The following is a 22781-nucleotide window of genomic DNA, read 5'->3' as shown; positions in this document are numbered from 1 at the left end:
GCTCTGGCCGAGCTACTCCCCGAGCGACACCCGGTACACGTCGTTGCGGGGCAGGCCGAGTTCCGAGGCGACTTCCCGTACCGCGTCGCGCCTGGAAACACCTTCGGCATGCAGCGCCTGGAGCCGCTCACGGATCGCATCCTCATCGAGCGTCAACTGCTCCTGAGCAATCGGCGGCCCCACCAGCAGCACGACTTCGCCTTTCAGCACCCGCTCGGCGAAACGCTTCGCCAGCTCCCCCACCTCGGCACGCGCGACTTCCTCGTGGAGCTTGGTGAGCTCGCGTGCGAGCGCGGCCTGGCGGCCACCGAACGCCTCGGCGAGCGACGCGAGTGTGGCAGCCGTGCGGCCCGGCGACTCGTAGAAGACGAGGGTGGCGTCGAGTGTCGCGAGTGCCGCAAGAGCCTTCCCGCGCTCCCCCGCCTTGCGCGGCAGGAAGCCGCCGAAGTAGAACGCATGCGTGGGCAGCCCGCTTGCCACGAGCGCGGTCACGATCGCCGAGGCGCCCGGCAGCACCTCCACGCGCACGCCCGCCTCGAGGCACGCGTCAACGAGATGCTCGCCAGGGTCCGAGATGCCCGGAGTGCCGGCGTCCGAGACGAGCGCGATGCGCTCACCCCGCTCGAGGCGCGCCACCAGCTCGGGCGTGCGAACCGCCCGGTTGTGCTCGTGGTACGGCTCGAGCGGGGTGTGGATCTCATAGCGCGAAAGCAACTTGCGCGTGACGCGCGTGTCCTCCGCCTGGATGATGTCGGCCGTCCGCAGGGCGTCCAGCACGCGCAACGTCACATCGCCCAGATTGCCGATGGGCGTGGCGCACACGAGCAAGACGCCAGCGGTCTCAGGCATCGGCAGGCGGCACCTCGTCAGCGGGTGGGGCCTCGGTGGCGGGAACGTCTGCGCTCTCGGGCACCGCGAAGCCGGCCGAGGGAGACGGCGGCTCGGGGGCCGCCACGAGCGGCGGCGCTTCCGCGGCGATCGGTTCGGGTGCTGCATCCGCTGCCCAGGTGGTCACGGGCGCGGGCTCGACGTCCACGATGGGCGCCTCGGCGACAGGGGCAGAGGCCTCCGCAGCCGGCGGCACGGGCGCATCGGACGCCGCGAACGGAGCGGGCGGCGGGATATAGGACGGCGGCGTGGCAGGAACGGAGGCCGTCTTGGGCTCACGACCGGTCATCTGTCGGAAGAAGATCGTCCACGCGCTCGAAACGAACGTACCGTAGATGGCACCCGGCACCATCAGCACCAGGATCATCAGCACGAAGAGCGCGACGCCGATGATGTACTGCCCGGCCATGAACGCCGCCACCGCCGGGAGCGCGAATGGGATCAGCACGATCAGCGTGGCGAAGCCGTACGCGATGCCGGGGAGGATCATCACGAGGAACATGACGAACGCCCCTCGCTTGGCCCACAGGTCGTTCCAGCCGCGCTTGATCGCCTGGCCGAAGGTAACGTCGTCCAGCACCCCGTACCGAAGTGCGAGCTGGATCACAATGCTCAAGATGACGCCGAGGACCAGGATGATGAATCCCATGAGCGGGAGCAGGAGACAGATGCCGCCGACCGCGGCCAGACCTGCCGCCTCATCGCCCGCAGCAGCGCCGCCACCGATCACGCCGATGAAGAGCACCGTCATGACCGCCACCACGGCGATGATCGGGAGTGCGGTCATGAGGTAGATCATGAAGGTGCGACCCCACTTGCCGAACCCGACGCCCCAGCAGTTGCGGAGTGACGGCGTGCGACCCTCAGCAGCCTCGTTCGCGCCATGGATGAGGCCACCCTGCGCGGCGATCGAGAGCACCCAGAACACGAGGCCGATCACCACGAGCACGCCAAAGATGATCGCCACCAGCACGACGTTGTCGGTCACCCACCGCCCGAACTGATCCATGCTGGCGCTCGAGGCGTCACCGCTGCCCTGCTGGTAGCTGTTGGTCGAGCTGTTGCCGCCGCTTGATCCCGCGCCGGCGAACAAGCCGAGCACCCAGAGCATCTTGTATTTCCAGGTGATGTTCCACGCCTTCTTGAGGATCCCGAAGTAGTCCACTGAGAGCTCCTGTCCGGGCGGCGGCACGAGCCGCCTAGTCGACCGTCACCAACTCGTAGTGCCGTGTACCCAAACCCATCTCCTCGGCATACGCGATGGCGCGCGTGCCGTCCACACCCGTGATCGCCGTGAACTTGTCCTCGCCGCTGCCCATGCCTTCACCAAGCGACCCGGCCAGACCTGCGGCCTGCGTGACGAGGTCGTAGGCAGCTTGCTCGATCGCCACGATGTCGGTGGAGGCGAGCACGCCGAGGTCGGGCACGATCGGCGCGTCCGAGAAGCTCCAGCAGTCGCAGTCGGGCGAGACTGCGGTCACGAACGAGAGGTACACGACCTTGCCGTCCTTGCCCGCCAGCGCGCCGGCGACGTGCTCGACGATCTTCTCCTGCAGCATTGACGCGTCGGTCTTCCACTGCGTCGCGATCGCCCCGTACGGACACGCCGCCACGCACTCCCCGCAGCCGTAGCAGATCGCATAGTCTACCTCGGCCACCCGATCCGGCCCGATGCTGATCGCGCTCACCGGGCACCACTTCACGCAGCGCCCGCATGCGGTGCACGTTGCCGCCGTGACCTCAGGCTTGAAGTCGGCGTGCATCCGCTGCTTGGCCGAACGGCAGCCGAGCCCCATCCCCACGTTCTTGAGCGCCCCGCCGAAGCCGGTGGCCTCATGGCCCTTCACATGCGTCACGACCACCATCGCATCGGCATGAACCGCCGCGGCGCCGATGCGCACACTGTCGAAGTGGCGGCCGGACACCGGAACGTCCACCGCATCGCGGCCGTCGAGGCCGTCGGCGATGATGAGCGGCGCCTCCACGGTGGCGTACGAGAAGCCGTTATGGATGGCGCACGCGAGGTGGTCGACGGCGTTCGCACGCTGACCGCGATAGAGCGTGTTGGCGTCGGTGAGGAAGGGCTTGCCGCCCGCCTCGCGGATGCGCTTCACGATCTCGCGAAGGTAGATCGGGTGGACGAAACCGGTGTTGCCTTGCTCGCCGAAGTGCAGCTTCACCGCCACGAGGTCGTCTGGGGCGATCGCGTCGGCCAGACCGGCGCGCGCGAGCAAGCTGCCCGCCCGCCCGACCATGCTGCGCTTCATCTGCGAGCGCATGGGGGCGTGGTAGACGGTGACGCTCACCGGTGTAGTCCCTCCCTCGAGTCGTGCTCGTCGAACGCAAGAGCCGCCGCACCGAGCACGCCGGCGTCGTTGCCGAGCTCAGCCTGCACGACGCGAACATCGCGCCGTCCCGCGAGCGCGTGCTCGCCGATGACCTCGGCAGCGCGCTCGACCAGGAAGCCACACGACTCGCCGATGCCGCCGCCCACAACGATCAGCCGGGGATTGAGAAGGTTCACGATGCCCACCAGCGCCTGCCCGAGGACCTCGCCCGCGTCGAGCAGAATGGTGCGGGCTATCTCGTCGCCCTTGAGCGCCGCGTTGATCACGTTCTCGGCGCTCACCGCACTCGCCTCGCCGCCCGCCTCATCGCGGATCGCTGTGCCCTTGTACTCGGCAGCTGCCTCTCGACCCTTGGCGGCGATGGCCGGCCGGCCCAGGTACGACTCGATGTGACCGTTGCCGCCGCACGGACACAGCGGCCCGTCGAGCTGCACGACCATGTGACCCAGTTCGCCGCCCAGCCCGCGCGACCCGCGGTACGGCTCCCCATCGAGGACGAGCGCGCCACCCACGCCCGTGCCGAGGGTGATCATCACGAAGTCGCGCACGCCCTTGGCGGCGCCGAAGCGGCTCTCGCCGATGCCGGCGCAGTTGCCGTCGTTATCGATGGTGACCGAGTGCTTCACGCGCGACATGATCAGCGAGCGCATGTCCACGCCGGCGAGCGGCAGGTTCGTGCAGAACTCGACCGTCTGCTTGAGGAAGTCGATCTGTGCGGGAAGCCCGACACCGATCCCGGCGATCTCGCCGGGATGCACGGTGGTGGCGACGTCCTCGATGAGCTCGATGATCGTGTCCACGACGGCGAACGGGCCAGCATCGCGGGGCGTCAGCTCGCGAACCTCTTTCAGGCTGCGACCCTTGCGTTCGATCAGGCCCGCGGCGATCCGCGTACCCCCCACATCGACACCGATGGCATACGACGTGCGCACCGAAGACCTCCCGACCGCAGTTCCCGCGCAAGCTGCGCCTCGATGATACCAGGAGCGCTGACACCCACCGGTCAGTACTCCCAGATCACGCCTTTGCTCTTGATGATGCCGAGATCGCGCATGGCCTCGAACATGCGCAGCTCTGTCACGCCGAAGAGTCCGGCCAGATAGCGGTAGTCGTTGAACCACTTCTGCGCCTGATCGCGCACCATGAACTCGGGCGTCTCGAACTCCGCCGCGATGAAGTCTGCGGCCCCATGCTCGGGCTCCCCATCACGCGGGTAGTGCGCGCCCGGCGTGTCCATCACGACGAGGATGTGCCCGAGCAGGTGGCCGAGGCCCGCGCGCTTGATCGCGAGCGGCCGAATGCTGTTCAGCAGGATCGCGGGCAGGCCGTCCTCATAGATGAGTGCCGCGGTGAACCACAGCGGCAGCGCGTGCTCGAGAATCGGCACGCCGAGATGCGCGGCGACCGCATGCATCGATACCGGCGGCTCCGCAAATCCGGCGGCGCGCAGCTCGTCTTCCACCAGACGCCGGTAGCGCTTTTCGTCTTGAATCGGCACAAGACCCTTCTGGTTGCGTCTGAAGCGATTAGGATATAGGTACGCAGGAAGTATGGGCGTTCCACTTCTAGTGTGCAGCCGTCCGGCATATCGGACAATGCCGATATACCCGTTGGGACCCCACGGGTGAGAGGAGCGGTGGTGGATCGTACGCGTGGCGGGGTCGCCGCGATCGCCGAAGACCTGCTCCGGCTGCTGGCGGCGGCGATGAACGCCGTGCGCCTCTACCCCGAGGCGAGTCCCCTGCGCACCGATGCAATCACGCGCTTCACAAGCGAAGCGCGTGCCGCCACCATGGCCGGCCCCCTGCAACTCCGGGTGGACCGCGGCCGCTTCATCGTCGGCGAAATCGCCATCGGTGAAGGACTTCCACAAGTCGCCGCGCTCGCCGAGACGCTCCATGCGCTTCAGATCGGTCAGCTCATCATCGCGCCGAGTCTGAGCGCAGCCGAATCCGCGAGCTTCCTCGATGTCATCGGCAGCGATGCGCACGCCGTGCGGGCGGGCGGCGGGGTTCGTTCGGCACTGCTCGGCGCAGGCGTTGCGAACATCGCCGTCATCGAGGTCTCACTCAAAGCGTCCTCGGAAGAGGGGCTGCTTGGCCTCGACCTCACGACCGCGCCGATCGAGGATATCGCGCGCGAGCTGTCGGGTGCTGTGGAGTCGTGGATCGAGCAGTCCGCCACCGACCCCGACGCTCTCGACCTCATCGGAGAGGCGATCGAGCGGCTCGAACCTGCGGCGCGCGACCTGGCGATGCGCCGGTGCGCCGAGGCGCTCATGCTGCTCGACGAACAGACGCGGGAGCGCATGCTGTCCTCGGCGATGGCGTCTGGTGTGACCGAGTCGGCAATGGACGGCCTGCTCGAGGTCGTGGCCCACATGCCGCCCGCCGCTCTCGCTCGCCTGCTCCGTCTCACCGCCGACAGCCGGGGCACCGACACCGGCGAGATCATCGGCGCGATCGAGTTCCCACCGGAGCTCGCCGCCGAGCTGGCGCTGCTTCTCAGGCCATCGCCGCAGACCGAGGCCGAACGCGGCGTGCCCGCCGAAGCCGACGTGGACGGCATCGTGCACGAGGTCGCCGCTGCCGACGAGCAGGACGTGGCTCACATCACCACGCTGGTCCAGGCGACGACGGCCCGCTCGGCTGCGGCCCGCGGACTCACCACCACCGTGCAGATGGCAACAGACCGGCCATCCGAGGACGCCGTGAAGTCGGTCGCCGAGGCGATCAAGCCGGCCGCGCAGCAGGGTGCACTCGATGAGCTCGCCCGGGCGGCCGAACTCGTGCGGACCCTCGCGGACGATCCCGGGCTGGCATCGGCCGTCCAGGCTGCGCGCTCCGCGCTCGCCGACCCGGCGCTCCTCGAGACCTGCACCCGGCGCCTGGCCGATGAACCCACCGCTCAGGCCCCCCGCGCGCTGCTTGCGCACGCGGGCACACCGGGGGCCGAAGCCCTCGTCGGGACCTACCTCGGCGCGAGCGAACTGCAGCGCGCGAACCTGCTGCCCGCCGCAGCCGAGATGATCGAGAGCGTGGCGCCGATCGCGGGCCGCGTGTTGCGTTCAGGCGACGCCGCGTCGGCCTCGGCGGTCCTGCGCCTACTCGGCTCGATGCATTCGCGTCGGCTCGCGCCCACGATCGCCTCGGGGCTCGAGCATCTGGACGTGGGCGTGCGCGAGGCCGCCATCGTGGCGCTCGCCGGGAGCCCAAGCCCGGAGAGCACGCAGCTGCTTGCCAAGGCGCTTGCGCACTGGGACCCCGAGACGCGACGGATCGCGGCGCGCGAGATCGGGCGGGCGGGCAACGTCGATGCCGTTCCGGCACTTCTCAAGGTGATTGCCGAAGTGAGCATGTTCGAGAGGAATTACGAGCTGAAGAAAGAAGTACTTAAGAGCCTGGAGACGCTGCGGTCGCCCCAGGCTGTTCCTGCACTGAAGCGAATGGCAAAGCGGGGCTTCGTGCTGGGAAAGAGGAACCGCGAACTGCGCTACCTGGCCCAACGAGTCCTCGAATCGCTCGAATGACACAAGGACGTGACTGAAGGGGGACCTGGAGTGACCGACAACCCCGCCAATGAGGATAGACTGGAGACTGCCGAGGAGCTCGCCACCCTCGCAGGACCGGCCGCCCGCGCGCCCTTTGCGACGGCGAAGCGGCTGGATGCGGCACGAAGTGTGGCGCGCGCCCTGGCCGTGGCGCAGAACAACGCCGCACTCTACCCTGCCAGCCACCCGCTCGTGGTCCAGTCGATGCAGGAGTTCGCCGACGCCGTGTCCGCCGTCATGGAACTCGGCTTCGAAGACGTGACCGTCAACGTCTACAAGGCGACGCTGTTCATCGAGAACCAGGTGCTTCCCGAGGAGAGCGTCACCTACCGCAAGCTCATCGAGGACCTTCTCGCGCGCGGCGTCTCCGCGCTCACGCTGTCCTTCGGCTTCACGCCGACCGACGCCTCGGCGATCGCGGCCATGATCAACGCCACCGACATCACGTCGATCGACCAGGCGCGCGCCTTCCTCGCGAACCTCGGCGCGTCCAATGTTGCCGTAGCCGAGACGACCGACCTCGACGACGCAGTGCGTGAGGCCGAAGAGCGGGAGAACAAGGCGCACGGACGCGAGTCGTACGACCAGGGCGTCGGGCTCATGCGCGATGTGGAGACCCAGGCCAAGCTGGGTAAGGTCTTCGAGATCGAGCCGCTGCAGCACATGGTGAGCGCCCTGCTCGACACGCTCTTCAAGGACCCCGCCGCCATCCTGGGGCTGACGGCCATCAAGAGCCACGACGACTACACGCTCAACCACTCGCTCAACGTCTGCATTCTGTCGATCTCGCTTGGCGCCTCCCTCGGCCTGGACAGCGAGACGCTGAAGTCGCTCGGCCTCTCGGCGCTACTGTACGACCTCGGCAAGGTGCGTATCCCGGAGGAGATCCTCAACAAGGAGGGCCCCCTTACTGCGGATGAGTGGCAGATCGTGAAGAGCCACACCACCGAGGGTGCCGACTTGCTGAAGCGCATCCAGCTCGTGGACCAGATGCCGATGGTCGTGGCGTACGAGCACCATCAGCGGCACGACTTGCAGGGCTACCCCGCGCCGGCCACGCCGCAGGAGCAGCACCTGTTCTCGAAGGTCGTCGCGCTCTGCGACGCGTACGATGCGATGACCACGCGGCGGCCGTTCCGGCGCGAGATCCGGCCGGACAAGGCGCTCGCGGTGCTCATGCAGGGTCGTGCGAAGGCCTACGATCCGAGCGTCACCAAAGCGCTCGTGGCGATGCTCGGCATCTACCCGATGGGTGCTGTGGTGACCCTCGACGACAAGACGACGGCCGTCGTCTTCCGCGTCAACAAAGACGACCTGTTGCGTCCGCGAGTGAAGCGCATCATCGACGCTGCAGGACGGTGGCTCACCGAGCCGGAGACGGTCGACCTCCGCCTCATCAACCCGGAGACGGGCACCTACGACCGGACGATCGAGGAGTGCATCCCGGCAAGCGACGCCGGCATCGACGACGTCTGGCAGTACCTGTAGGAACAACCGTATGCAAGACAGGGGCGCCTCCCGATGGGGGGCGCCCCTGTTCGTCTTCTGCGTCCGTGCCGCTACCGCTACTGCAGCGCTCCTTCGATCGCGCCGAAGTCCGTGTCATCAGGAAGCACCATGGCATCAAGCTCCCGCTGGATGGCCTCCAGCTCGGCCTGAAGCGCGTCCTCCTCGGCGGTGCCGCTGACACCGGTGGTGCCGGACGTCGCTGAGCCGGTCTCGCCGCTGGCGCCATCCGGCAACGCGGCTGCCGTGGTCTCGACCGTAGCCGACGAGACGGCCTCGCGTGAGGTCGTCTCGTCAGTGCCGTCAGACTTGTCGCATCCGGCCGTCGTCGCCATCACGAGAACGAGGGCGAGGGCCACCGCGATCCAACGTGTCACGCGTCGTCATCCTCGTCGAGGTCGTCGGCGATATCCTTGAGCACCTGCGCGGCCTCGCGCAGCTGGACCCGCGCCTGGTTCATGGTCTGCACGGCGGTGCGCGCCTGGATCCTGGCCTGCATGAAGGCACCGCGCCGATCGCCGGCATCCGGCACGCTGCGGAACATCTGAGCTGCGACCTGCTCCTGCTCGCGCGCCTGAACGAGCAGGCGCTCGCACTCCGCGAGCCTGGTGCGAACCGGTTCTACGTCGCCGCCGGCCTGCTCCACGACGCCTGCGAGCTCCATGATGCGCTCGCGGCGCTGCTCCATGGTCTGCGCGGCCTGCTCGAAGCGCTGCGCGCGCCGCTGCAGTGCCTCCACAACACGCGAGCGGAGTACGTCGCTCCCGGCGGCACCCGTACCGGCGGCACCCGTACCGACGGCGCCCGTACCGGCGGTCTGTCCGCCGGTGTAGCCAGCCGTGGAGCCGGAGCCCGCGAACGCCACCGTTGGCAGCGCGAGCGCCACCACGAGCAGCGCCACGAGTCCGATCACCGTCAGCTTGGTCGTATTCCTGACCATCCCATTCACCTCATCGATAGTAGCGCCATGCGCTCTTTGGTCGTGCGAACCTGCATGTTCACTATCGACCGCACGCGTTGACGCTCAATGGAGCCTCGGTTGAGCTAGCGTTAAGACGCATCCGACACTCCCGTGGCCTCGAGGGCCACGACAAAGCACGCACCACCGAGTTCTGAGCCCTGCACCCGTATGGCGCCGCCCATCGCCTCGACAAGACGTTGGCAGATGGCGAGCCCGAGGCCGAAGCCTCCTGACGAGGACGTACGGCTCTCGTCGAGCCGGGCGAAGCGCTCGAAGATCCGCTCACGTTCAGCAACCGGCACGCCAGGACCGGAGTCGCACACACGCAGTTCCCACTGCCCTTCGGCGAGTTCCGCGCTCACGCGCACATGCCCGCCTTTCGGCGTGTAGGCGAGCGCGTTTCCCACGAGCGCGGACGCCACCTGCAGCACGCGCCACTCGTCGGCAAGCGGCCGCGCCTCAGCGCCCAGATCGCCGATCTCGAGTGTGATCGCGCCGTCCGAGGCGGGTCCGTAATGTCGTGCGTGGAGCGCCTCGGCGAGCGCTGTTGTGTCCACCGGCTCACGCGCGATCGCAACGCGCCCCGAATCGAGGTCGGCAAGCTCGAGCATGGTCCCGGTGAGTTCCATCAGTCGGGCCGACTCCTGCTTGATGATCCGCAGGTACCGCTCGCGCTGGTCCTCTGTTGCCGCCATGCCGTCCAGAAGCGCGCCCGCAAAGCCCTGGATCGACGTGATGGGCGTGCGAAGCTCGTGCGACACGTCGCCGACGAATGAGCGCTGCGCGTTGTAGGCAGCCTCGACCCGGGAGGACATCGCGTTGAACGACTCGGCCAGCGCGGCCACCTCCTCGTCCCCGTCGACGGGGACCTGATGCCCCCACGCTCCGGCGGTGATCGCCTCGGCACCTCCACGCAGTCGCACCAGCGGGGCGGTGGTCCGACGCGCGACCATGCCGCCGACGAGCCACGCGACGATGAGCGACACGAACGCCACGCCGAGGACCACGAGCGCGCCGGTTCGCTGGAGCGACGCGAGCTCGGTCAGCGGCTGGATGCCGAGCAGATAACCGTCCTCCGGGCTCCCCTGCACGGGCGCCACGACGAGGATCACGCGTCCGATGCCGGAGAGCGACCTGACGCCCGTTCGCAAGCCGCGGTCGTCCGGCTCGCCGGTCAGCCCCTCGAGGTCGTAAGTCTCGATAGTGCCCCCGGTGCTGGACGACTGAACCACGTTCCCGTCGGCGTCGGTCAGGACGAGACGCGCGCCGATGAGGCCCGCCTCAACCTCGAAGAGCTGCTGCCGCAGGCCCGTGAGCGGAGACTCGGCCGAGAAGTCGACAGCGCCTCCTGCCGGCATCCCCTCGGCCATGGCGTAGACCTGCCGGGCGAGCTCGTCGGTCCGAACCGCTACGGTCGCCTGCAGCCAGGCTGCATAGAGCAGGCCGACCGCCAGAGCTATCGAGGCCGCCGCGACCCCAAGCGCTGCCAGGCGGGTCCGGCGTGTCACGGTCATGCCACGCGGTCGCAGGACACTCACGACCGTTCGCCGCGCAGTGCGCGGTAGCCGACCCCGCGTAGCGTTTCGATGAACCGGGGGTAGGTCGCGTCGTCCCCGAGCTTCTCGCGGATGTGGCGGATGTGGACGTCCACGCCGCGCTCGTCCACGAAGTCGCTGAAGCCCCATGCCGCTTCGAGGAGCTGCTGCCGCGTCATCACCACGCCCGGCTCGCGTACGAGCGCGTGTAGCAGATCGAACTCCTTGGCGGTGAGCGTGACCGGAGCGTCGTCCACCGCGACCTCACGCGTGGCCGGATCGAGTGAGAGCGGGCCGAGCGCGATGGGGCCCCTGCTGCTCTCGCCTGTCGTGCGTCGGAGGATCGCCCGAACGCGCGCCACCAGCTCGGGCGGGCTGAACGGCTTGGTCACGTAGTCGTCGGCGCCGATCTCGAGCGCGCTCACGATCTCGAGATCGCTATCCCGGGCCGTGAGCATGATGATGGGCACTGCCGAGCACTCGCGGATCTTTCGGCACGCCTCGACACCGCTGAGCGAGGGCAGCATCACGTCGAGGATCACGATGTCGAACCCGCCGCCGCACGCGAGCGTGACGGCCTCGGCACCGTCGGCACACTGCACGACGGAGTACCCGGCCCCCTCGAGGTACAGCCCCACGAGCTCGCGGATGTTCGCCTCGTCGTCCACCACCAGCGCACGCGGCATGGCGTCTCCTCTCCGTGCGACCAGTGTACCCACTGCCGGAAACGTGCGCGCGGCCGGGCGGGATACGAGGCGAGAGCCTACTGCATCTCTCGGCGGAGGCGGCCGAGCTGACGCCCGAGTCCGCGTCCCACGCGGAAGGCGATCTCAGGACCGAACGCGCGGGGCGGTTGCGCCTCGGTTGGGAGCGAAGCGTCGTACGACCTGCGAGCGGCGGGGTCCGAGAGTGTCTCGTATGCGGCGTTGAGCCGCTTCGCGCGCTCGGCGTCGCCGCCGCGGTCGGGATGAGCGTCTTTCATGAGACGCCGATAGGCTGCCGAGATCACCTCGGGCGATGCGTCACGGCGCACCTGGAGCAACTGGTAGTGATCGGTCACGTTGTGGGCCGTCTTCCTCGTCGAATGAGCCGGGCTGGCGCCTGTGCGCGTCATCATATCCTTGCAGAATCACGCGCATCGTGCGCGTGAAGGTCCCCTCGCGCCACTCGGCCATGCGCCGCTGCAGGTTCCTCGGGGCGTATCGAGAATGAGTGTAGACGAGGACGTTCCGAGGTGTTCTGAGACCAAGACGGAGGCGAGAGCGGCGTGAGCAAGCGCGTGTTGGTGGGCTATGCGACCAAGACCGGTGCGACCACAGGCGTGGCCCAGGCGATCGGCGAAGCGCTGGCCGAGCGCGGTTACACCGTCGACGTGAAGCCGGTCAACGAGCGGCCGGACGTCTCTGGCTACGACGCGGTGCTCCTCGGCAGCGCAGTCAACGGCGGAGCGTGGCTGCCCGAGGCCGTGCAGTTCGCCGAGCGAAATGCCGCAGCACTGGGGAAGGTGCCCACGTCCATCTTCAGCGTGCACATCATGAACCTCGGCGATGACGAGAAGGCGACCCGGAAACGCCGCGCGTACACGACCGCGGTGCGGGCGGTTCTCTCCCCCGTCGCTGAGGCGTTCTTCGCCGGGAAGGGGCCGGAGGCCGCCGAGTCGTCGCGCATCGCGCGCTGGGCGTTCAAGGCGTTCGGCGGCGGCGGCGAGGGCGACTGCCGCGACTGGGACGCGATCAAGGGCTGGGCGCGTGAGGTCGACCTCGAGAAGACGGTCTGACGCCCCTCATCCCGTCTACGACGTGAGCGCGGCGATCAGGTAGCCGATGAACAGCAGCGCGTTGGTGGACAGCACGGCGATGACGTTCGCGCCCTGCGCAGCCACGGTCTTCTCGAAGCTCTCGTAGTCCGTGACCGCGCCCTTGATGGCCCGCGCCGCAAAGACCGCTCCGCCGAGTCCGAGCAGCGCCCAGGGCGTGAGCACGCCGGCCACGACGCCCGCGACGATCGCCACGTAGGCGCCCACCTCAACGGCCGCGTACAGCCAGCGCGCACCCTTCTTGCCGAGGATGGTAACCATGTGCGTGCGGCCACCGGCCTTGTCGGCTTCGACGTCCGGGAACTCGTTCAGGAGCAGCAGGTTGTACGTGAGGAAGAAGGCCGGGATACCGGAGATCCACGCAACGGCGTCGAACCGTCCGGTGAGCAGAAAGTACGTGCCCACCACGGGGAGCAGGCCGAGGCCGAGACCGGCGAAGATCTCACCGAGTGCCAGCTTGTTGAGCACCGGGGTGTACAGCACGATCATGAGCGCGCCCGCGGCGCCGATGGCAAGCAGCTGCCATCCGGCCACCCACGCCAGGTAGAGGCCGATCGCACAGCCCGCAACGAGCGTTACAACGCCCACGATGAGCGCCTGCTTGGCCGTGATCTTGCCGGCGGGGATGAGGCCGCTGCCGCCGGAGAACGGCGTGCGCGGCGTCTCACGGTCGATCCCGGTCTTCGACCAGTCATGCCAGTCGTTCAGCGCATTCACGCTGCCGTGCATCAGCACGAGCGCGACGCCCGCGAGCACGGCGTGCAGCCAGTTGAACGACCCCTGCCAGGCCGCAAGGGCCGAAGCGTGTGCCACGAGCAGCACGGCGAGCAGCAGGAACTGCGGGCGGGTTTCCTGAACCCATGGCGTCTTCGGCACGTTTGACTCTCCTTCACGCGGTTGTCGGTGAGCGCGTCAGGCGGCGCTGTGGCAGCCATTGTGACGATTCGGCGTGTGGCGCGCCAGCCCTTCGCGCGCCCTCGGCACGGCTTAGCTCACCGACACCAACGATCCGACCGCCATGAGCACGAGGGCGAGCAGGCACAGCGAGAGCATCGCCGGGCTTCCCCACCGCCCGAGCTCCCACGCGGGGTCGCGCACCGCCCCGTCCCTGCGCGCGGCGCGGTACATCGGCAGCGTGATCAGCGCGACCACGAGGGCCGTCGCCCCCGCTGCAAGCCGCAGCCACTCGAGGAACTCGAGCGCGCCGAGCCACAACACCAGGAGCGACGGCAGCGTGGCGAGAAGCCATGCGAGCCGTGGGCTGATGCCGGTGCGTTCGCGCAGGATGTCGGATAGCGCGAGCGAGACCGACCAGTAGCTCGTGACGAGCGCCGCAACGATGAGGAGCGATCCCACAACGCCGGCCCACGGGCCGATCGCTTCGGCAATGCCGATCACCGCCACTTCGGTCACCTCGGCAGAAACGCCGAGCGCGATGAGTGCGACAGCAAGCGTGAGCGCACCGTTGATGGCGAGACCGACTTGGATCGCGCGGGCCGCGCCGCGCCGATCGTCCCCGAGTCCCTGCACCACCTGCGGAACGCTGTAGAAGGTCCAGTAGGCGTACATCACCATGCCGTAGAGCGCGAGCCAGCCGGTCGCCGGGGCCGAGGACGCCGCCGGGAGCCGGAACGGCTCGCCCAACGCGCCCACGCCGATCGCAGCCACGAAGCCCACGAGCACGACGGCGCCGAAGCGCTCGGCGATGCCGACCGCCTTAAGGCCGAAGAACACGACACCTGCCGAGACGACGTACACGAGCACCTCGGCAAGGCGGCGATGGAGATCAGTGAGATCGGCGACGATCTCGCCCGCGCCGGACACGTAGGCGGCCAGATTGGCGAGGAACGCAAGGCTTAGGAGTGCGAATACACTCCACAGCACCACCTGCCCGACCCGGCCCCGGAGGACGTAGAGGCGCATGAGCTCCACGATCTGCATGTCGCGCCCCGTGCGGAACAGCACCTCGGCAAGCATGAGATGCACGAGCGCGCTCGCCGCCCAGGCGACCGGCAGGATGAGCGCGAGGCCGATCAGGCCGACCTCCCGCGCCAGGTACGGCACCGCCATGACGCCGGCGCCCACCCCCGCACCCACCATGAGCGACGTGGCCTCCCAGCGCGTGAGCCGATGCCCCTCCATACGAACCCCCTCGCCCCGCCTCAGAGCGTCGCCACCTCCACGTACGGTAGCCGGCGATCGAGCACCTTGGCAGGATCGACGCTCCACGAGAGCGCGTACACGTCGCTGTGGTACGTGATGTGCGGCCAGTGAAGCGCGACTTGCAGCAACGGATCGGTGTCCGCGAAGCCGAGCATGAGATAGGCCTTCCCCAGTCCTGCCGCGCGTTCGCACGCGGCATGCACGAGCGCGTGCATCACCTCGGGGTCCTCTTCGGCAACCGACATGCAGGCGCCGAATGCGAGCGGGATCGCCTCCCCCACGGGAGTGAGCGGATGCGCGCCGAGTAGCCGAGCAGCCGCATTGTACGCCGGGCGGGTGCGCGCAAGACGCGGGCCGTAGCTGTCCACGATGTCCTGCTTGTATTCGTGCTGGTCCCACACCGCCAGCACGCCGAGGATGCGATTGCCCCGGTGCGCGACGAGCACGTCTTCGGCTGCGAGTCCGCGGAGCGCGGTCCCGCCGGTGAAGTCCTCGAGCGTGTAGGCGGGGAAGAAGTGTCGCTTGCCTCCGTGTCCCTGCAGGAATGTGACCACCTGGGGGAGCAGAGACGCAGTTGCGGTCCCGACGGTGAGGCCCCCTGTCGAGCGCACTTTGCGCTGCGGTCGCCGCCTGAGGATGAGCGCGCAGGTCGTGAGACCGGACAGGCGCTTGGCGTGCAGGCCCGCCGGGGGACGTCGCTCGATCAGCGCCGCACGCGCCCGGGGGTTCTCGTGCGAGATCACGCCCAGGTAGATGAGGCCCTTCGGGCTGCGATCGCGAACGATGCGCGCGCCACGCTGGATGAGCCAGTTGCCGCGGAACTCCTCGGCGATGCGGATCTGCCCGATGTAGCCGGTGGTGGTCTCCTCGCCGTTCAGGAACGACCGTCGCTCGGCACGGCACGCGATGCCCGCGAGCTGCCCGTCCAGCTGATGTCGCGCCACGAGCACGTCGCACGGGTCGCCCATGATGGTCGTGCCGAGAAGGTAGTCGGGCTCGCGGGCGAAGCGGACCGACACGTCGCCGGGCATCGCTACCGACCCGACGAGCGCCCTGATGTCGGGCTCGTCGGCCGGCTGCGCCAGCCCAATGTCGAATGTGCCGCTCACGGCTGTGTTCCGAGATGCATGCTTTGCTTCCGATACGTCTCGCGTCGGAACAGCGGGTTGTATGCACAGTACAGCGCAAATCGCGCGGGCGTGGCGAGATTCGTATGCGGCTCGAGCGCCCGCGCCACGATCGACGGCAAGCTGCTCCAGCGGCGCCGGCACTCCCACCCTACCTCGGTGAGTTCATCGGCGGTCATCCGCGCAGGCTTGAACGCCGCGTGGTTGAAGCGGTACTCCGGGTGCAACCACCACCGCCCGTCGTAGAGCAGTCGGCCCTCCTCGGCAAGGCGCGCATAGAGCGGGGTGTTCGGGTACGGCATCAGCACGTTGAAGGCCGCGAACGTGAAGCGGTTGCCGATCGCCCAGTCGCACATCGCGCGGAGCGAGTCCACGGTGTCGTGATCGTAGCCGAGGACGAGCGCCGCCCACGTCTGTAGGTGACGGCGCCGGAGTTCGGCCACCTCGGTGGCGTAGGCGTCCGCGCTTCGCAGGTTGGGCGCCTTGTGCATCTGCCGGAGACACTCGGCATCGAGGCTTTCGAAGCCGATGACATTACCGAGGCATCCACTCTCCACCATGAGATCGAGCAGCGCCGGATCGTTCACATGGTCGAGGGAGACCTGCGAGACCCACCGGACCTTGAGCGGCACGAGCGCCCGGAAGAGCTCCTTGGCCGCCTCGTGATCGGCCACGAGGTTGTCATCAACGAAGAACAGGTCGCGCAGGCCCTGACTCTCGATCTCGTGCACGACCTCGGCGACCGGCCGCGCGTAGTGATGGTGCCCGAAGTACTCGGTGACCGCGCAGTACTCGCAGCGGTTGGTACATCCGCGTCCGAACTGCAGTAAGGAGAGCGGGAGATAGCCTTTGCCCTTGTAGAGATCCCGGCGAGGCACGCTGCCGGGCTGCGGTGTGCCGAACGCGCCGTGATAACGCGGCTGCAGGCGCCCGTCGTGCGTGTCGCCGACCACCTCGGCCCACACGCGTTCCGCATCACCTGTCACGGTCGCGTCGGCATGCTCGGCCACCTCCTCGGGCAGCAGCGTCGCGTGCATACCGCCCATCACCACCGGCACACCGCGCGCACGGTACTCGGCAGCGATCTCGTACGCACGCCTCGCGGTGAACGTCTCGACAGTGATCGCCACCAGGTCAGCGGGTTCGTCGTAGTCGATCGTGTCGATGCGATCGTCGAGCAGCCGCAGGTCCACGCCTGCGGGCGTGAGACCGGCGAGCACGCCGAGCGGCAGCGGCTCCATGCGCGCGTCGTCGATGAATCGGTCGCCGCGCTCCGTCCGGCCGAGCGTCGGCTTGATGAGCGTCACCTGCACCGCGCCGCCTCCGCTCGCGTGACGAGACCCGCGCGCCCGGAGCGTCTCACAGCAGTTCCTTGAGCGCGGTGATGAACCTCACCCGTCCCGGTGAGGTCGCCACGATAGTGCCCTCGCCGTCTGCGACGTAGAGCACCACCTCGGCTCCTTCGGCCAGGTCCGGGTCCACCACCTCGGCGGTGAATGTCCCGTCCAGGTCCGCCACACTGATGAAGGCCATGTCTCCGCGGGTGCTCTCAATGCGGCCGACGTGGTAGTGCCCGAGCGCCGTCGAGACGAAGAGAGCTCCGACGCCGACGACCACAAGGACCGCGAGCCCCGCGATCAGGATCGTTCGCGAAGTGCGTCTGCGGTCTGCCGAACCCTCGCTGCCATCACGCATGCGATCCACCGTCCGCATCCGGGCGAACTGCAGTCGTCCCACCCCAGTGGGCCGACCGGGCCCTCGTACGTATATGCCCGAGCGCAGCGGCAGCCGCCTCCCCCGCAGGGCCCTCCACACATCGAAACGCATGTTCACGGTGGTCCGCAACAGGTGGATACTGGATTGGTGCGGCATGACAACGTGCGGGCGATCGATGGAGCAGAGATGAACGTGATCGAGACCTCGAAGCTGACCAAGTACTACGGCACGTCACGGGGCATCGTCGACCTCGACATGACCGTCCAGGAGGGCGAGATCTACGGCTTCATCGGCCCGAACGGTGCGGGCAAGTCCACCACCATCCGCACGCTGCTCGGCCTCATCCATCCCACGAGCGGCTCGGCGAAGGTGTTCGGGAAGGACATCGTTACCTCCGGCCCGGAGATCCGCCAGGAAGTGGGCTACCTCCCCTCCGAGGTCTTCTACTACGACGACATGCGCGCGATCGACCTGCTGCGCTACTCGGCGAGTTTCTACAGCAAGGATCCGAAGGCCACCGAGAAGCGCGCGAAGGAGCTTGCGGAGCGCTTCGACCTCGACCTCAAGAAGAAGATCGACGACCTCTCCTACGGCAACAAGAAGAAGGTCGGCATCATCCAGGGCCTCGCGCACAAGCCGAAGCTCATCATCCTCGACGAGCCCACCGGCGGCCTCGACCCGCTCATCCAGCAGGAGTTCTTCCACTTGCTCAAGGAGCAGAATGCCGAGGGAGCGACGGTGCTGTTCAGCTCGCACATCCTCTCGGAGGTGCAGAAGCTCTGCGACCGCGTGGCGATCATCAAGGAAGGCTCGATCATCCGGGTCGATCAGATCAAGACGCTCCTCGAGAACGCCACCAAGCGGCTGACGCTCGAGCTGGCGACACTGGTGGATGAGTCGGTTTTCGCTCTCGAAGGAGTCAGCGACCTCGCGTTCACCAACCACACGGCGAGCTTCCTCTACCGCGGGCGCGTGAACGACCTGACCGGGCTGCTGGCGAGACTCGACTTGCTGGACCTGCAGGTCGAGGAACCCGACCTCGAGGAGATCTTCTTGCACTACTACCAGAAGGAGGAGTAGACGCATGAACGTCTTCCTCCGGGAGTTCAGGGCCTACCGAAAGTCGACGATCACCTGGGTGATCTCACTCAGCGGGATCGTGGGTCTGTTCATGGCTCTCTACCCTGCGTTCGCGAATGACATCGAGGGTCTGAACGAGGTGCTCGCCAACTTCCCTGAGGCGATCAAGGCGCTCGTGAACATCACGCCCGAGACGTTCATGTCGGTGCTCGGCTTCTATGGCTACCTACTGAGCTTCGCGTGGCTGGCGGCATCGATCCATGCGATGAACCTCGGCGTGGGGATCATCTCGAAGGAGATCTCCGGCAAGACCGCGGACTTCTTGCTCACCAAGCCGGTGCGCCGGGCCGAGGTAGTGACGGGGAAGCTCTCCGCGGTGCTGGCGGTGATCCTTGTGACGAGCGTGGCTTTCATCGGTGCCTCGTACCTTGCCGTCGTGGCGACCGGGGCCTCATTCGACGGTGCGACCCTCCTGCTGATGTCCTCAACGCTGCTGCTGCTCCAGCTCGTCTTCATGGCTCTCGGGGCCCTGCTCTCGGTGACGATCCCCAAGATCAAGTCGGTAGTGGCGGTCACGCTGCCCACGGTGTTCGCGTTCTACATCATCGGGGCCATTGGGGACGTGCTCGAGAACGTGGAGCTGCGCTGGATCTCGCCCTTCAGGTACTTCGATCCGGCGTACATGATCAGCGAGGGCGGCCTTGAGGCAGAGTACCTGCTCGTCGTGGCTGCATTCGTGGTGGCAGCGACTGCAGCGACCTACGTGATCTTCGCCAAGAGAGACATCCACACGGCCGTATAGGTGGCGATATGAACGTCTTCCTGCGTGAGATGAAGGCACACCGGTGGGGGCTGCTGTTCTGGAGCCTCGGCATGGTGATGATGATCTACTCCGGCATGGCGAAGTACGGCGCCTACGAGGCGGCCGGCCAGTCGGTCACAGCGATCCTCGACCAGATCCCCGGCACGGTGCAGGCCGTCTTCGGCATGACCGGATTCGACCTCACCACTGCGGCCGGCTTCTTCGGAATGCTGTTCCTTTACCTTGCGGTGATGGGCGCCGTACACGCCGCGCTCCTGGGTGCGCACCTTATCGCCAAGGAGGAGCGCGATCACACCTCCGAGTTCCTCTACGCGAAGCCTGCCTCGCGGAGCAGGGTTCTGTCCGGGAAGCTTCTCGCAGGGCTTGCGAACCTCGTCGTCTTGAACCTGGTGACCGCAGTCTCGTCGTTCTACTTCGTCGACTTCTTCAACAAAGACGCGCCGTTTGGCAGCGACATCGTCCTGCTGATGATCGGTCTGTTCTTCCTGCAGGTGATCTTCTTTGCGATCGGCGCGGCTGTGGCCGGAAGCAGCCGGAAGCCGAAGACGGCCGCCTCGCGGGCGACCTCCATCATGTTCGGGACGTTCCTGCTCTTCTACGTGGTCAACTTGAACGCGGACCTGGACTTCTTGAAGTACCTCACGCCGTTCAAGTACTTCGAGGCCGGAAACCTCATGACCGACGGGGCGCTGGACCCGGTCTTCGTGGGTCTCTCCGTCGTGATCATCGTCGCCGCAATCGTCGGGACGTACCGCTTCTACAATGCGAGGGACTTGAGCATCTAGGCATGAGAAGACCGGCGCCCCTGCGGGGCCGGCCTTGGTGTTCCATGGTGGCCAGTGACCGGCTTGGGCCGCCAACACGGGGGTTTCCGGCTACGGAACAACCGCATCCGCGCTGATGATGTAGCGATCCGGGGCACTTCCAACATAGTCGAACGGGTAACAGGTGCTCAGCGTCAGGACTGCGTGATCCGTGGGCACGATCACCGTTCGATCGTCCTTGTCGACGATCCGGATAACGCTGATCTCATACGAGAACGTGCCAGCCGATGTCTGGACGATCAGCCAATCGCCGACCTTCAGCGCCCCCAAGCCCGAGAAGTGCGTATCGCGATGCGCCGAGAGAACGCAGTTGTCCGGCTCCCCGGGGAGCACGCTCTGGACGTAGTGCCCCACGCCCTCCTTGAGCTCGTCGTCGCCGGTCCCCTCGACTATCGGCAGCGTCTGGTCGAGAGCCGGAATCAGGAGCGTCCCGACGGGGTCGCCCTCGGCGGGACGTACGGGATAGAGAACCTGCGGGACGGGCGGGTCGGAGGGGACGACCGACTCGGCATACCCTCCTTGCGGTTTCTGCTTCACCACCGCCGGGGCTACAAGGCCGGAATCGGCGACATCGGGACGCAGCAGCTGCGTCCCGATGTTCAGCCCAGCCCAGACCAGACCTGCGATTCCGAGAGCCAGGCACCCCAGAGACAGGATGACGCCGAGCGAAGGCTTGGCTCGTGAGCGCTTGGTCTCAGTCATTGATCCTTCTGGTGGCTCTCGAAAGACCCACCGCCCCGAGCAACATGACCGCGATGCTCGCAACAAGCACGTTGTACCAAGGGGTAGAGGTCCTTGGGAGTTGTCCACCGGTGACGGTCCTAATGCCGACGGGCACGGTCACAGCTGCCGTGTCTGTGGCGGTCAGCAGAGGTGTTCCGCGGTCGTCGGCCGTTACGGTCGCCGTATTCGTGGTGGCCGTTGCCAGGGTTGCCGTGGCCGTGTAGCGCCACGTCTCGCCCGGCTGCAGTAGGCTGTCCCCGTTCGTGTCGCCGGAGACGTACGTGACGAGGCTGATCTTATCGTCCGTGACTACGATGTTTCCCAAGACGACGCTACCAGGGTTGGTCACGAGGTAGGTATAGGTAACAGGACCTGGCGCAGTCAGCGACGCGGGATTCGCGCTCTTGTCTATGTCGATCACGCGCGAGGTGGCGCAGACACCACTCGTGATCACGTTCTCGTCGAGAGTGACCGCGCCGTTTTGGGCCAGTAGCTGTCCGGTCACCGTCGCGCCGGTATTGGCGGTGATGGAGGTCAGCGCCAAGATGTGGCCGTAGAAGTCGGTGCCAGTTCCCAGGGTCGCAGAAGTCCCGACTTGGAAGAAGACACGGCAGAAGCGAGCCTCGTTGATGAGGTTCACGCTGCTGTTCGAAGCAGTGGTGAGCGTGGAGGCGATCTGGAAGACCCAGACAGCGTCCGGGTCGCCCTGCGCGTCGAGCGTCAGCGTCCCGGTCAACTGAGCAGAGCTGTCGAACTTGTAGATGCCAGGCGTGAGGGTGAGTCCGCCCAGATCCTGACCGCTCAAGTTCTGGGTGACCGGCGTACGGCCCGCGGCGTTGAGATAGGCGGCCGTTAGATCGCTCTGAGCTTGCTGGGCAGCGGCATCGCCAGCGTGAATCGCTCCAGGCGGGGTTACTACCCCCGGCGGGAACCCGGTTACCGCGAGGCCCGGCCACACGCCGAGGTCGCCGTTGATCACAGTCCCCGGGGATACGACGTTGGTGACCGTCGAGCCGGCCAGTACCGCGTAGCTCGCGCTGGTTCCCAGGTTGAGCGTGGGCTCCGCAGCCATGCCTACGGCTGGAACTGCGAGCACCGCTACAAGCGAGAGTGCCAGTAGAAACGAAATCGAGCGTACTCTCATCAACGTCTTCACGATCCTATCCCGCCCCTCCAAGGGTCGAATGACCGTTCGATACTCCAGGCCGCACGCAAGACGTCCGTCGGCTAGTGAGCGGTCGTAGCATCGTCTTCAGATACTATACGCTCTACGGTCTGAGCCTGCTCTCGCGGACTCACGGCACGGATCAGCGCGACCAGCCCCCACGCCACCAAGGCGTACACGGCGATGGCGACCAGGGAGCTCCATTCGAAGACGGAACCGCCTGCCTGCTGCGTATTGAACAGCGCAGCGAACGGAGCCACGAAGATCCCGGACAGGCCGTAGATCATCTTCGCGAAACCGGCCTCGGCGTTGGCACCGAGCAGCAGGAGAACGAAGCGGATCGCAATGAGCACCTCGATAACGCCGAAGACGAACATGATGACGCGCGAGACTACCGCCTCGACCGGTGAACGGACTTCCGTGTGGACTTGACTGTGACGATCTGTCGAAACCGCATTTGCATTAACCATGGCACTTCACTTCCTTTGTAGGTGGCGGGAAGCCGATGTCCGAACGACCCGCCGGTCTTGCCCTTGGTCGGCCCTCACTCCTCGTG

At 67.0% G+C, this 22781-nt stretch carries 24 protein-coding genes; 6 read left to right on the top strand and 18 right to left on the bottom strand.

The window, feature by feature from the left end:
* Positions 1-12: 12 nt before the first annotated feature.
* From rsmI to Q7W51_10615, 5 genes are all read right to left on the bottom strand, one after another.
* Positions 13-849 carry a 16S rRNA (cytidine(1402)-2'-O)-methyltransferase gene (gene rsmI / locus Q7W51_10635; GenBank protein MDO8848828.1) on the bottom strand — a complete coding sequence of 279 codons (837 nt, stop codon included), beginning with the start codon at positions 847-849 and terminating at the stop codon, positions 13-15.
* On the bottom strand, positions 842-2053 hold the full coding sequence (locus Q7W51_10630) for a hypothetical protein (protein MDO8848827.1): 1212 nt from the start codon (positions 2051-2053) through the stop codon (positions 842-844). Before Q7W51_10630 ends, rsmI begins: the two co-directional genes overlap by 8 nt.
* Positions 2054-2087: 34 nt before the next feature.
* Positions 2088-3194 carry a DUF362 domain-containing protein gene (locus tag Q7W51_10625; protein MDO8848826.1) on the bottom strand — a complete coding sequence of 369 codons (1107 nt, stop codon included), beginning with the start codon at positions 3192-3194 and terminating at the stop codon, positions 2088-2090.
* Positions 3191-4168 (bottom strand): ROK family protein, encoded by a 978-nt coding sequence (locus tag Q7W51_10620; protein MDO8848825.1) that lies wholly within the window; start codon positions 4166-4168, stop codon positions 3191-3193. Before Q7W51_10620 ends, Q7W51_10625 begins: the two co-directional genes overlap by 4 nt.
* A 71-nt stretch (positions 4169-4239) precedes the next feature.
* Positions 4240-4734 carry a hypothetical protein gene (locus tag Q7W51_10615; GenBank protein ID MDO8848824.1) on the bottom strand — a complete coding sequence of 165 codons (495 nt, stop codon included), beginning with the start codon at positions 4732-4734 and terminating at the stop codon, positions 4240-4242.
* Between the two features lie 141 nt (positions 4735-4875).
* Between Q7W51_10615 and Q7W51_10610 the strand changes: the two genes are divergently transcribed.
* Positions 4876-6765 carry a HEAT repeat domain-containing protein gene (locus Q7W51_10610; protein ID MDO8848823.1) on the top strand — a complete coding sequence of 630 codons (1890 nt, stop codon included), beginning with the start codon at positions 4876-4878 and terminating at the stop codon, positions 6763-6765.
* Between the two features lie 30 nt (positions 6766-6795).
* Complete coding sequence (locus tag Q7W51_10605; GenBank protein MDO8848822.1) at positions 6796-8274, top strand: HD-GYP domain-containing protein; 1479 nt, start codon at positions 6796-6798, stop codon at positions 8272-8274.
* A gap of 77 nt (positions 8275-8351) precedes the next feature.
* On the opposite strand, the gene Q7W51_10600 is transcribed toward Q7W51_10605, so the two are convergent.
* The 5 genes from Q7W51_10600 to Q7W51_10580 form a co-directional block, all read right to left on the bottom strand.
* On the bottom strand, positions 8352-8669 hold the full coding sequence (locus Q7W51_10600; protein ID MDO8848821.1) for a hypothetical protein: 318 nt from the start codon (positions 8667-8669) through the stop codon (positions 8352-8354).
* Positions 8666-9232: a hypothetical protein gene (locus Q7W51_10595; protein MDO8848820.1), complete on the bottom strand. Its 567-nt coding sequence runs from the start codon at positions 9230-9232 to the stop codon at positions 8666-8668. The genes Q7W51_10600 and Q7W51_10595 overlap by 4 nt, the downstream gene beginning before the upstream one ends.
* Positions 9233-9342: 110 nt before the next feature.
* Positions 9343-10767: a HAMP domain-containing sensor histidine kinase gene (locus tag Q7W51_10590; GenBank protein MDO8848819.1), complete on the bottom strand. Its 1425-nt coding sequence runs from the start codon at positions 10765-10767 to the stop codon at positions 9343-9345.
* A gap of 20 nt (positions 10768-10787) precedes the next feature.
* The gene (locus Q7W51_10585) at positions 10788-11474 is read right to left on the bottom strand and encodes a response regulator transcription factor (GenBank protein ID MDO8848818.1); all 687 of its coding nucleotides are present in this window, start codon (positions 11472-11474) and stop codon (positions 10788-10790) included.
* Between the two features lie 77 nt (positions 11475-11551).
* A complete protein-coding gene (locus tag Q7W51_10580; protein ID MDO8848817.1) occupies positions 11552-11848 on the bottom strand; it encodes a J domain-containing protein in 297 nt (98 codons plus the stop codon).
* 207 nt (positions 11849-12055) lie between these two features.
* Between Q7W51_10580 and Q7W51_10575 the strand changes: the two genes are divergently transcribed.
* Entirely contained in the window at positions 12056-12565 is a 510-nt protein-coding gene (locus tag Q7W51_10575; protein MDO8848816.1) for a flavodoxin domain-containing protein, read from the top strand.
* Between the two features lie 15 nt (positions 12566-12580).
* Here the strand turns inward: Q7W51_10575 and Q7W51_10570 are convergent, their stop codons facing one another.
* The 5 genes from Q7W51_10570 to Q7W51_10550 all read right to left on the bottom strand — a co-directional run bounded on the left by Q7W51_10570 (position 12581) and on the right by Q7W51_10550 (position 17598).
* On the bottom strand, positions 12581-13480 hold the full coding sequence (locus tag Q7W51_10570) for a prenyltransferase (GenBank protein MDO8848815.1): 900 nt from the start codon (positions 13478-13480) through the stop codon (positions 12581-12583).
* 111 nt (positions 13481-13591) lie between these two features.
* The gene (locus Q7W51_10565) at positions 13592-14746 is read right to left on the bottom strand and encodes an aromatic amino acid transport family protein (GenBank protein MDO8848814.1); all 1155 of its coding nucleotides are present in this window, start codon (positions 14744-14746) and stop codon (positions 13592-13594) included.
* Positions 14747-14766: 20 nt separating this feature from the next.
* Entirely contained in the window at positions 14767-15876 is a 1110-nt protein-coding gene (locus Q7W51_10560) for a hypothetical protein (GenBank protein ID MDO8848813.1), read from the bottom strand.
* Positions 15873-17207 (bottom strand): radical SAM protein, encoded by a 1335-nt coding sequence (locus Q7W51_10555; protein ID MDO8848812.1) that lies wholly within the window; start codon positions 17205-17207, stop codon positions 15873-15875. The genes Q7W51_10560 and Q7W51_10555 overlap by 4 nt, the downstream gene beginning before the upstream one ends.
* Before the next feature lie 46 nt (positions 17208-17253).
* Positions 17254-17598: a hypothetical protein gene (locus Q7W51_10550; GenBank protein MDO8848811.1), complete on the bottom strand. Its 345-nt coding sequence runs from the start codon at positions 17596-17598 to the stop codon at positions 17254-17256.
* Positions 17599-17796: 198 nt separating this feature from the next.
* Here Q7W51_10550 and Q7W51_10545 point away from each other — a divergent pair, with 198 nt between their 5' ends.
* Genes Q7W51_10545 through Q7W51_10535 form a run of 3 tightly spaced genes read left to right on the top strand, consistent with a single transcriptional unit; the run spans position 17797 to position 20298 of the window.
* Positions 17797-18690 carry an ABC transporter ATP-binding protein gene (locus tag Q7W51_10545; GenBank protein ID MDO8848810.1) on the top strand — a complete coding sequence of 298 codons (894 nt, stop codon included), beginning with the start codon at positions 17797-17799 and terminating at the stop codon, positions 18688-18690.
* A gap of 4 nt (positions 18691-18694) precedes the next feature.
* On the top strand, positions 18695-19492 hold the full coding sequence (locus Q7W51_10540; GenBank protein ID MDO8848809.1) for an ABC transporter permease subunit: 798 nt from the start codon (positions 18695-18697) through the stop codon (positions 19490-19492).
* A gap of 8 nt (positions 19493-19500) precedes the next feature.
* Positions 19501-20298, top strand: coding sequence for an ABC transporter permease subunit (locus tag Q7W51_10535; protein ID MDO8848808.1), 798 nt, complete (start codon positions 19501-19503; stop codon positions 20296-20298).
* Between the two features lie 90 nt (positions 20299-20388).
* Here Q7W51_10535 and Q7W51_10530 read toward each other — a convergent pair whose 3' ends face one another.
* The 3 genes from Q7W51_10530 to Q7W51_10520 form a co-directional block, all read right to left on the bottom strand.
* On the bottom strand, positions 20389-21039 hold the full coding sequence (locus tag Q7W51_10530) for a class D sortase (protein MDO8848807.1): 651 nt from the start codon (positions 21037-21039) through the stop codon (positions 20389-20391).
* Complete coding sequence (locus Q7W51_10525; protein MDO8848806.1) at positions 21032-22216, bottom strand: ice-binding family protein; 1185 nt, start codon at positions 22214-22216, stop codon at positions 21032-21034. Before Q7W51_10525 ends, Q7W51_10530 begins: the two co-directional genes overlap by 8 nt.
* Before the next feature lie 71 nt (positions 22217-22287).
* Positions 22288-22695 (bottom strand): YggT family protein, encoded by a 408-nt coding sequence (locus Q7W51_10520; protein ID MDO8848805.1) that lies wholly within the window; start codon positions 22693-22695, stop codon positions 22288-22290.
* Between the last annotated feature and the right edge of the window lie 86 nt (positions 22696-22781).

The organism is Coriobacteriia bacterium, from assembly GCA_030652115.1.
GTDB lineage: Bacteria > Actinomycetota > Coriobacteriia > Anaerosomatales > Anaerosomataceae > UBA6100.
The sequence above is the reverse complement of the archived record's forward strand: the minus strand, read 5'-3'. Positions and strand labels throughout refer to the sequence as shown.